At 66.1% G+C, this 10,457-nt stretch carries 8 protein-coding genes; 3 read left to right on the top strand and 5 right to left on the bottom strand.

The features are described 5' to 3' along the window. Positions 1 to 575: 575 nt before the first annotated feature. Positions 576 to 2,963 (top strand): DEAD/DEAH box helicase, encoded by a 2,388-nt coding sequence (locus FGD71_RS35990; protein WP_119104751.1) that lies wholly within the window; start codon positions 576 to 578, stop codon positions 2,961 to 2,963. Positions 2,964 to 3,001: 38 nt separating this feature from the next. Here FGD71_RS35990 and FGD71_RS35985 read toward each other — a convergent pair whose 3' ends face one another. The 3 genes from FGD71_RS35985 to FGD71_RS35980 form a co-directional block, all read right to left on the bottom strand. Then, on the bottom strand, positions 3,002 to 3,418 hold the full coding sequence (locus FGD71_RS35985) for a DUF4145 domain-containing protein (RefSeq protein WP_240436938.1): 417 nt from the start codon (positions 3,416 to 3,418) through the stop codon (positions 3,002 to 3,004). Between the two features lie 563 nt (positions 3,419 to 3,981). Then, a complete protein-coding gene (locus FGD71_RS47690) occupies positions 3,982 to 4,140 on the bottom strand; it encodes a hypothetical protein (protein ID WP_162931320.1) in 159 nt (52 codons plus the stop codon). Between the two features lie 309 nt (positions 4,141 to 4,449). Beyond that, a complete protein-coding gene (locus FGD71_RS35980) occupies positions 4,450 to 5,088 on the bottom strand; it encodes a dihydrofolate reductase family protein (protein ID WP_119104748.1) in 639 nt (212 codons plus the stop codon). Between the two features lie 451 nt (positions 5,089 to 5,539). Between FGD71_RS35980 and FGD71_RS35975 the strand changes: the two genes are divergently transcribed. After that, entirely contained in the window at positions 5,540 to 6,982 is a 1,443-nt protein-coding gene (locus tag FGD71_RS35975) for an NF041680 family putative transposase (protein WP_119104752.1), read from the top strand. A 38-nt stretch (positions 6,983 to 7,020) separates the two neighbouring features. Here the strand turns inward: FGD71_RS35975 and FGD71_RS35970 are convergent, their stop codons facing one another. After that, the gene (locus tag FGD71_RS35970; RefSeq protein ID WP_119104747.1) at positions 7,021 to 7,890 is read right to left on the bottom strand and encodes an IS5 family transposase; all 870 of its coding nucleotides are present in this window, start codon (positions 7,888 to 7,890) and stop codon (positions 7,021 to 7,023) included. Positions 7,891 to 8,300: 410 nt separating this feature from the next. After that, positions 8,301 to 9,038: an alpha/beta fold hydrolase gene (locus tag FGD71_RS35965; protein ID WP_205571183.1), complete on the bottom strand. Its 738-nt coding sequence runs from the start codon at positions 9,036 to 9,038 to the stop codon at positions 8,301 to 8,303. Positions 9,039 to 9,240: 202 nt separating this feature from the next. Between FGD71_RS35965 and FGD71_RS35960 the strand changes: the two genes are divergently transcribed. Beyond that, entirely contained in the window at positions 9,241 to 9,801 is a 561-nt protein-coding gene (locus FGD71_RS35960) for a CGNR zinc finger domain-containing protein (protein ID WP_119104745.1), read from the top strand. The last annotated feature ends 656 nt before the right edge of the window (positions 9,802 to 10,457 follow it).

Here is a 10,457-nt window from a genome sequence, read left to right as displayed (position 1 = left end):
CCCGCGGAGCGGGAAATGCAGCGCTGACGCGCTGCATAACGAATGGCTCCGCTGACGCTCCGCCAAATTCCCGCGCAAGCACGGTAATTGAATTCCGCAAGCGGAATTCTAAACGAGTGTCAATTCGCGCAAGCGCGAATTGTGGGAAGTCCCGCAAGCGGGACTTCTGAGGGCTGGGCTACGGGGGTGAGTGCATCACGCGCGAGCCTGTGTAGCGCCTGGAAATCGCAGCCACCACCCCAGCAGCGGAGTTGACGGACCATCCGGCTGGACGGGTGCCGGCCCTGATGTAGTGACGGGCTCCGCTGCGCTCCACCCGAACCCCTCCCCAACTCCCGAAACCTGGACGATCAACCTCAACGACATCCCGCCAGCATACACGTCAACCGGCAGCCATGAGGCATGGACTGGCTATGCGTCACTCTGATGAACGAACATGTTGCAAGGATGGTGCATCATGGTGATGCACTGTGTAAAGTCTGGGATCAGACAGCACCACCCCCTGAGCCCATCACTGCTCCGGGACTCCCTTCCCGACTGCGCGCCACATTCCGCGAAAAGGAGAACACCGGGAAATGGCCGTGAAACTGCGTGACCATCAGATCGAGGCCGTGAGCGCCATTGTGCGCGGCTTCGATATCCCGCCGGGCGGTATTCCCTTCAATGGCCTGCGTGGGCAGGTGCACGCTGCCTGTGGCACGGGAAAGACCATCATTGCTGCCGCGTCGGCGAGGCGGCTTGCGCCGAAGGGGCGCGTTCTCGTGCTGGTGCCGACACTGGACCTTCTGGCGCAGACGGTGAAGGCGTGGCACGGCGTCGGGCACAAGGGGCCGGCGGTCGCGGTGTGCTCGCTCCAGGACGATCCGGAGCTGTGGAGCCTGAAGGTCCGTGCCACCACGAACCCCGTGCAACTGGCACTGTGGCACGGCCAGGGGCCAATCACCATCTACGCCACCTACGCGTCGCTGGGCGTCCTCGCGGAGGCGTTCGAGGGCGCCTACGGCCAGCAACTGGCCCCGATGGACCTCGCGGTGGTCGATGAGGCGCACCGGACAAGTGGGTCGATGGGTAAGGCGTGGGCGGACATCCACGACCAGACCGTCATCCCCGCCTACCGGCGGCTGTACCTGACGGCGACGCCGCGGATCTGGCAGGAGCGGCCCAACTGGGAGGTCGCTGAAGGGGTGCGGGATCCGCTGCCGATGGAGATGGCGGCATCCATGGACGACGAGGCCGTGTTCGGCCCCGTCCTGTACAAGCTCTCCCTGGCGTCGGCCGTCTCACGCGGCCTCCTCGCCCGGTACCAGATCATCGTGCTGGAGCTCCAGGACCCGGTCGTCACGCCCGAGCGGCTGATGGGTGAGGAGCGGCGCGGCGAGGAAGTGCGGGGTCAGCGGCTCGGGGCGCTCCAGGCCGCGCTCCTGCACACCATGGCCCAGCACGGGCTCCAGACCTGCATCACCTTCCACCACCGGACGATAGAGGCACAGGCATACGCGGAGGGCCTGGAACGCGTCGCCGCGAAGCTGCACGCCGACCAGCCCGAGACGTACCCGAAGCGGATCTGGGCCGACTGGCTGTGCGGCGAGCACCTCCCCGAGCGCCGGCGGGAAGTCCTCGCCGGATTCGGCGGCACCGCGCAGCGGGCCGTGCTCTCCAACTGCCGCGTCCTCGGGGAGGGCGTCGACATCCGGGCCGTGGACTCCGTGGCCCTGCTGGACCCCAAGGGCGCGCCGCACGACATCGTCCAGGCCATCGGCCGAGCACTGCGGCAGAAGCCCGGGCAAGGAAAATTGGCGTCGCTGATCGTGCCGGTATTCCTCCAGCCCGGAGAAAAGCCGGAAGACATGTTCACCTCCGGCTCGTATCGGCCTTTGGTGAAGGTACTGGAAGGTCTGCGGGCGCACGATGAAGAGGCCATCGAATTGCTCGCCATTCCACAGGAGCCACAGAAGGACGTCGCGCAACCGTCCGAGTACATCGGCCCGGCACCGGAGGAAGGCGAGGAAGAATCCCGTCTGCTGCTTCGGTTCGCGGCCCCACGTGACCCGGTCATGGTCGCAGACTGGGTCAGCTTCAACGTAATCGACGCGGAGAAGCAGGACTGGGCCCGCGGCTGGGCAGCGCTCAAGAAGTTCACCGAACGTGAGGCTCACGCCCGAGTTCCATACGGGCACAAAGAGGGCGCCTACCCCCTCGGGCAATGGGTCGCAGAACAGCGACGCGCGTACGGGGCCGGGCAAATGACCGGACAGCGCGCGAAGCGGCTGGAGAAGCTCGGCATGGTCTGGAGCCTCGCGGACGAGCGGTTCCAGGAGAACCTGGAAGCCGCGAAGGCGTACTACGACCAGCACTGGACGCTGTGCGCACCCCGGTCGGCGTCGGCGCTGGACCGGCCCGTAGGGCAATGGCTGTCCAACCTCCGCCGCCCAGGCGCCCTGAAAGGACACCCGGAGTGGGAGACCGCCCTGCGCGAGATTGATCCGGACTGGAACCCGGCGTGGCCGGCGGAATGGCAACGCCACTACGCCGCACTGCGGGAGCTGGTGAGCGACGAAGAGGGCCAGGCCGACGTCCTGCCCGGCGTCACTGTCCACGGCATGGACGTCGGACGGTGGCTCCAGAAACAGCGTCAGCACACGGCCTGGGCTGGGCTGATGGACGGGCAACGCGAACTCCTGCAGCAGCTCGACATCACGCCGCTGCCACCCGAGCAGGAAACGACCGCCAAACCCCCCAAGACAGCCTCTGGCGCCTTCGAGCGAGGCGTTGCAGCCCTCGCGCAGTACAAAGCCCGCGAGGGCTCCGTGACCGTCCCCAGGGCCCATGTGGAACGCCTGGACGACGGGACCGAAGTCAAACTCGGGGTGTTCCTGTCGAACAGCAAGAGCAGGCGCGCGAAGCTGAGCGCCGACAAGCTCCAGCAGCTGGCCAACCTCGGACTGACGTGGGCAGCGGCGTAGCCACCGGTGGGTCGCGCGTGATGCGGCCCACCAGCTCGTTACTCCCGCGGGTTTGCGTCCCGACGTCGCTTGCGGGCGTCGCGCATCTGCTGCCTCTCTGCGGGCTGGACGTAGATCTCGAAGCAGGCGTCATCGATGAGGGCGGCTACATCCGCAATCTCTTCGCGGGAAAACTCAACGCCTTGATGGATGCTCCAGTTACCCAGAAACCGGGCCTCATCTAGATCACCTACTAGGTCATCAGAAACGCCCCGATTTTTTAGGTCTTCTATCTTCTTCTTAAGGTTTGCTCCTTGTGCGCCTTTGTCGACGCATATTTCCTCGACGGCAGCTCGGTACATCACAGCTGCCGCCCGCAGGGCGCCGGCTTCTTCCGCCTGACTGGCCTCCGAGTACAGGGAGCGGATCTTCTCCGGCACGTACATGTCCAGCTCACGCGGGGCCTCTCGGGCCATGTCCGCCACATCTTGAGCGTGACGATGCCATTCCCCTGCAACGTCTTCCGCTTGAGCTCGTGCACGACCATGGTCTGGTGGCATACCTGACATGCCCAGACGGTCTGCCATAGCTCTGGTTGAGGTTCTGACGGCTGCTGCGCGGGCGACAGCGGGGAGCGACCGGGTATTGCTGGTGCACCTGATGGGGCGGCAGTCGGATTGCGCAGGTGCGGCCAAAGGACACGGCTCTCGACAAGTCTGAAACCTGTGAACAGTGAGCAGCGCGGACACCAGCCCGCTTGGGCGCCGGCCCTCGGGAACTTCTTGCAGTCGGGCATTGGTCACGAGCTGTGTCTACAGGACAGGACCGACAAGGCGACTTCGCTTTTTTCGTGGGCTCGTTCGGTCTTCGATCTCCGGCAGGTGGGGTTCGTGGGCCTCACGCAGGCCCCACCGCCTGGTCGTCGTCCCCGGGCCGGTTTCGCCTACGACGACGTCGCGGCGACGGTGTCGCCCGGGTTGGCGGCGTGGGCCTGACGGGTGACAGAGCGGCGTGAGTTGGGCCTTTCACTGCCGCTCGGTCAGCCGGACAGCCGCCACAGCTGAGTCCGTACTCGCGCTTGCTCTGCGGGCGTCTCGCGGACCAGGTGATAGAGGTTCTCGAAGTACGCCTGCCAGCGGTTCGGATCGGGCAAGGCGTTCTGCGCGCGCCGGGTCCGTTGAGCGGGCCGGGAGAGCATCCAAGATGCTCATGCAGTCTTGTCCATGCGCGTGCCATGCGCGGCAGACTAGGGGCGATCGCAGGCTCTGTCAGAGGCGCTTCCCCCTGCCACCGATCGGCTGCGGCCTGCCATGGCTGGCTTTGTTGGTGGAACCCGACATCACTTGTCGCTCAGAGTCGAGAACACCGTGTTTCGCTGGAGGGTGATGTCTGTGAGTTCGGGCAACGCTTGAGGGCTTGCGGTGGGAGCATTGACGTGCTCTGCGGGATGAGACTGCGATGGCGCCACCGAAGGTCGACTTGTAAGCGGCGATCCGCCGCGATGCCCTCAGTTCTGTCGGCTGTTGGCCTCAAGGCCATGGTCCAGCGCTGCCCCGTCCGACATGCTCCGGGCATGAGGGACCTGGAAACGCAGATGCGTGACGAGCGGCGAGGCGAGGATTCTGGTCCGTTCCAGCTCAAGGTGTTCCGTTCCCAGATGCTCGAACAGCCGACGTCCGTGACCCATGAGCACCGGTGCGAGCTGGAGGTTGATCTCATCAAGGAGTCCCACGCAGAGCGCCTGCTGAGCGACGTCCGCCCCCATCAGTGTGACGTCTTTCCCGTCCGCCACGGCTTCCGCCTGCTGAAGCGCGCTTTTCAGGCCGTTGGTGATGAAGGTGAAGGTCCCGCTCTTCATGGCGCGCTGGCTTCGAGCGTTGTGCGTGAGCACGAAGCACGGCACCGGGAAGGGAGTGTCCTGCCAGACCTCGACACCCACGTCGAATGTCCTTCTGCCCAGTACGACGGCACCTGTCGAGGTCGAAATCTCCTGTGTCACTGTGGCGTCGACGTCGCTGGTCGGTATGTTCAATATCCAGTCATGCAGGCGCAGACCACCCCGGCCCATGGGGTGTTCGATGCTGACGTCCGGACCTGCCATGAAGCCGTCGAGTGACATGGTGACGTGCAAGACCACCTTGCTCATGTGACGAGTACCTTTCCGCGCGGTTGTGGTCGGGTGTTCAAGGAGTGGGACCGTGCGGCGACGACAAACTCATCGGCCTACCGGGCGTGGGTCTTCACTTCGGTGGGGTTCGAGCAGAAAACTCCGATCTCCGCTGCCGGAGCTGCGGAGAAGTTCGGACACCGACGCGGCCCCAAGGCCGGCCACCATCACGGCATCGAGGGAAGGACTCACACGCTCCGGCAGCGTTGCCAATTCTCATCGACATTTCCGCGCCAACTGATCGCTAAGTGTTGCCTGAAACCGTCGACAAACGTTGCCCACTCTCGCTTAGCTTGTTCTTCTTCTTCCGGCCTCGAACGGCGTCTCGAACTGAGTCGCTCACCTGGGGGGTTCACCGGACGTGGGGGCGGCCTTCGTCTGATCATGTGCTCCGACCAAGGTGCACGTGACCACGACGAAGGCCGTGAGGGTGAGTCTGCTGCCTGATGCTGTCCGGAGGGAAGCGTTCGCGGGAGCGTCACGCTTCCGGGGAGAGTTCTACGAGTGTCTGACCGCCCGGCGCGACGAGTTGTTCGAGCTGGCAGACGCGGTGCTGTGTGCGGACGGTGCTGTGAAGTCCCCGGTGGACTTGACGCTGTTGCCCGAGCATCGTCGTGGGCACGGAGCGATGTACGGCGGCCTGAACCACGGCCGGATCGACGTCGACCGGCTGCGGACGGTGCTGGCCGGCCTGCCGCTGCCGCGTTTCGATGGCGGGCGCCTGGTCCTGACGGTCGACGTGTCGCCATGGCTTCGCTCGGACGCGCCGTGCTCGGCAGAGCGCCTGTTCTGCCACGTCTACGGTCGCGCGAAGACGGCGTCGCAGTTCATCCCGGGCTGGCCCTACTCCTTCGTGGCCGTGCTGGAGCCGGGCGCCACATCCTGGACCGCGATCCTGGACGCGGTCCGGCTCGGGCCGGCGGACGACGCGACGGCGATCACCGCCGCCCAGCTACGGGGTGTCGTCGAGCGGCTCATTGCCGCGGGCCAGTGGCAGGCCGGGAACCCGGCGATCGCGATCGTCAGCGACGCCGGCTACGACGTCACCCGCCTGGCCTGGGTCCTGCGCGACCTGCCGGTCGAGCTGGTCGGCCGAGTCCGCTCGGACCGCGTGATGCGTCTGCCGAAGCCACCGAGGGTGCACGGCGTCAACGGCCGGCCGCCCAAGCACGGTCCGGAGTTCCGCTTCACCCAGCCGGAGACCTGGCCCGAGCCCACGATCACCACGGTCACCGACACCACCAACTACGGCAAGGCCGAGACCCAGGCATGGGACCGGGTCCACCCCCGACTCACCCACCGTTCCTCATGGCTTGACCATGATGGTGAACTTCCCCTGGTCGAGGGAACGTTGATGCGATTGAAGGTCGAGCATCTGTCGAAGGACCGGGATGCCCCGCCGGTGTGGTTATGGTCCTCCAAGACCGGCGCCACCCCGGACGACGTGGACCGCTTCTGGCAGGCATTTCTCCGCCGCTTCGACCTGGAGCACACCTTCCGATTCGCGAAGCAGACCCTCGGATGGACCACCCCGAAACTCCGCACTCCCGAAGCCGCGGACTGCTGGACCTGGATCCTGATCGTCGCTCACACCCAGCTCCGGCTCACCCGGCCCCTCGCCGCGGACCTCCGCCGGCCCTGGGAGAAACCCACCACCTCCGACCGGCTCACCCCGGCCCGGGTCCGCCGAGGGTTCAGGAACATCCGCGCTCACCTCGCCTGCCCGGCCCGTGTTCCCAAACCCCGAGGAGCCGGCCCCGGAAGGCCACCCGGCTCCAAGAACAAGCACCGGGCACCCCGCTACGACGTCGGCAAGACCGTCAAACGCCCCGAGACCCTCAAGGCCATCGGCAAGCCCGGAAGACCTTGGTAGATAAAGAACAAGCTTAGAGGTCGTTTTCTCCCGTTGTTTCATCCTAGGATGCGGATTTGATCCGGCGATGTCGGGTCACGCCAGGAGACGGTGGCTTCGCCGGTGAGGCGGCGGGCCATGAGGTCGGTCATGGCGAGGTGGATCATGGCTTCGGAGTGGACCGGGAGGGTCTCGTAGTCGCGGGCCAAGCGGCGGTGGAGCATCAGCCAGCCGTAGGTGCGCTCCACGGCCCAGCGTATGGGTATCGGGGTGAATCCCCTGGCCCCGGGGGTGCGGGCGCTGATCTCCATGTCGATGCCGAGGGTGGCGGCGTGCTCGACGAAGTGCTTGCGGTAGCCGCCGTCCACCCAGGTCTTGCGGATCGTGGGGTGGTCGGCGGCGACCTGGTCGAGCAGGCGGGTGCCGGCGTTGGAGTCCTGGACGCTGGCCGCGGTGACCAGGACAGCGAGCAGGAGGCCGAGCGTGTCGGTCACGATGCTCCGCTTGCGGCCCACGATCTTCTTGGCGTTGTCCGTGCCCTGGCTCGCGGCGGGGACGCTGGTGGAGGTCTTCACGCTCTGTGCGTCGATCACGCGGGCCGAGGGCTCGGCGTTGCGGCCCTCCTGCTCGCGGACCAACTCCCGTAACAGGCCGTTGAACTGCGCGAAGATGCCGTCCTTCTGCCACTTGGCGAAGTAGCCGTAGACGGAGTTCCAGTGAGGGAAGTCGTGCGGCAGGTAGCGCCACTGCACCCCGGTGCGGTCCACGTACAAGATCGCGTTCATGATCTCGCGCAGGTCGAGCTCAGCGGGCCGGCCGAAGCCCACCGCCCGACCGTGGCGCTCGTAGCGCCAAGCGGCCAGGACCGGCTCGATCAACTCCCAGCGTGCATCGGACAGATCACTCGGATACGGGCGACGGTCAGCCATGACCTGGAGATACCGCCGTTCAGGGGCGTGCGCCCAGGCGTGCGTGCGGCCGTATCGAAGCACGGGACGGACCCGGGCGTCCTGGAATGAGACAGGCGCAAGCCTTCCTCCGCCCCAGGTGTCACACCATTCGTCTCGGCATCCACCACCAGCCCGACAGCCTCACCAGCACCAGATCGCCGGACGGTAGAAACATGGCTATACCGCAATGGCTCAGGTGAAAACGACCTCTTAGAACCTGTTTCCGAACCCGCGAAGGCCCAGGTCAGCGGCAAGGTCCGGAAGCGACCAGAAAACGGCGCCGTTCGCGGAACCGGCACGGTGACGCGAACGGAACTGGTTCCCAGTACCGGACCGTGCTGCCCGGCTGGGCAACCCGGGGTTCGGCAAGAGGGTGTGATCAGAAGACCCTAGGAGAAGAAGTGCAGCAGGGTGTCTGCGGTGTCATGCGGGTTGTCTTCGGCGACGAAATGTCCCGCTCCAGGGACTGTCGCCTGGTGCGCCCCGGGGATCGCGGCGGCGAGGCGATCGCTGGTACTTGGGTCGAGCCACAGGTCCTGCTCACCCCACACCACCAAGGTCGGAGCGGTGATTTTGGCCAGTAGGTCCACGACTTCACGGGTGTCCTCGAAGCTGACGGCTGCCACTTGATCGATCCAGCGTTGCTGCCCGGCTGTTCCGGCCCACGGAGCGAGGTAGGCGTTTGCGACGTCGTCTGACATGGCATGGTGAGTGGCAGTGCGAAAACGTGCGGCGATAAGGTCGCCGAAGACGTCAGGGGGCATGGTGCGGTAGACGTCCGCGTACCGCTGCTGATGTTCGGTGAACGGCGTGTTCCAGGGACCGAGGACCGCGGCGTCCAGTAACGCGAGCCGGTGGACAGGCAGTTGCTCGATCAGATGGGCTCGCAGCACGATCCCTCCGCCGATGTCATGGCCAACCAGGCTCGGCGAGTCGAGGCCCCAGTGTCCGGTGAGCTCGACCAGCGTGCGGGCCTGCTGAGCGATCGAGGGCTTGACACCCGGATCAGGACGGGAATCACCGAAGCCGAGCAGGTCCCAGACGTAGACGGTGTGCTCGCGGGCCAGCAGCGGGACAACATCGCGCCACAGGTAGGACCAGGCCGGGGTGCCGTGGACAAGAACCACGGGCGGCCCTTCCCCAAAGACGCCTGTGGCGACCTCACCGCCTGACACACGGACCCGGTCGGCCAGCCTCCACTCCCCGGCCTTCGTGTGCGTAGTCATGGCAGCGCTCCCAAGCTAAGGGGTAAACTTGAGTTTCTCCGGTTACCGTAGCATGGAGTAAGATTTGAACAATCTTTTTTCCGATTACGCCCTGGGTGCTGGGGTGGCAACCGACCTGGTCAACACCTCCCCCGCAGTCCGCAGTTCGGGCGAGATCCTCACCACCCCGGCCGCCCTGACCCAGTTCCTCACCGAGCACGGCATCCACCTGGACGCCGTGACGCAAGGCCGTCGGCCCACCGAAGAGGATCTCGACCAGGTGCGCGCCCTTCGCCAGGAGGTCCGCACCATCCTGGAGGCCGCCACCGAGGAAGACGTCGTCAACGCCGCGACCGCGCTGGTCACCCGGGCCGGCATCGGCCCGTCCCTGCACCGCGATGCCGACGGCCGGTGGCAGTGGTACGTCGCGACCTCCTCGAACGCCTCTCTCGCCGACGAGTTGGCCGTCCTCATGGGCACGGGACTGCTCGGCGCCCTGCGAACCCTGAGCCACGACCGGTTCCGGCACTGCACTGCCCCGGCGTGCAATGGGATGTTCGTCGACACCAGCAAGGCCGGGCGGCGCCGCTACTGCATGCCCGACATCTGCGGCAACCGCCGCAACGTCGCCAACTACCGCGCCCGCAAAATGGCAGACGGAGAAGGCGCCCCGCAAGGCCCCTGACTGCCTGGTTCTGAACCCCATGCGTCCAGCTGGGCGGCACAGCCCTGTACTGGGAACTGGCGGCGAACAGGGCGAGACTGCGACCACCGGTTTGGTTCCTGCCTCACGTGCACGAGACGACCCGGCAGTTCCGTTCGCGTTCGCGTCACCGTGCCGGTTCCGCGAACGGCGCCGTTTTCTGGTCGCTTCCGGACCTTGCCGCTGACCTGGGGGCTTCGCGGGTTCGGAAACAGGTTCTTACGAAGCCACCATGGCCCCGAACGCGTCGTGTGGGCAGCGTGACCCTGCGGTCGGTTGCTCGTTGGCCCGACTACGGGTTGTGTGACGCAGGCCCGAGATCCGGCTCCTTTGCCCGTGCCGAAGGAAGCGCTTCACGGATCCGAACACGCCCCGCGTGGTCACCGATACGTGCACGCCTCTTCTCCTGGCGTGCCAGGGCACGGGTGCGCACGCCGGAGAGGATCTTCGTGTCCCAGCCTCATCAGGCCCGCAAGAACGCCGTACGCCGCCTGCAGCAGGATTCCGGGGCAGCTACCAGTCGGCGCTGCAGCATCTGCGTGAGCAGCGGCTAGATGTATTGACCCGCAGCGTTGTTGATGCGGGTGATGGGTGGCTGGCCGCCGAGTGCGGTGTGGCAGCGGTGGTGGTTGTAGGTG

The sequence above is a fragment of the Streptomyces sporangiiformans genome (assembly GCF_005768555.2).
Taxonomy (GTDB): domain Bacteria; phylum Actinomycetota; class Actinomycetes; order Streptomycetales; family Streptomycetaceae; genus Streptomyces; species Streptomyces sporangiiformans.
The sequence above is the reverse complement of the archived record's forward strand: the minus strand, read 5'-3'. Positions and strand labels throughout refer to the sequence as shown.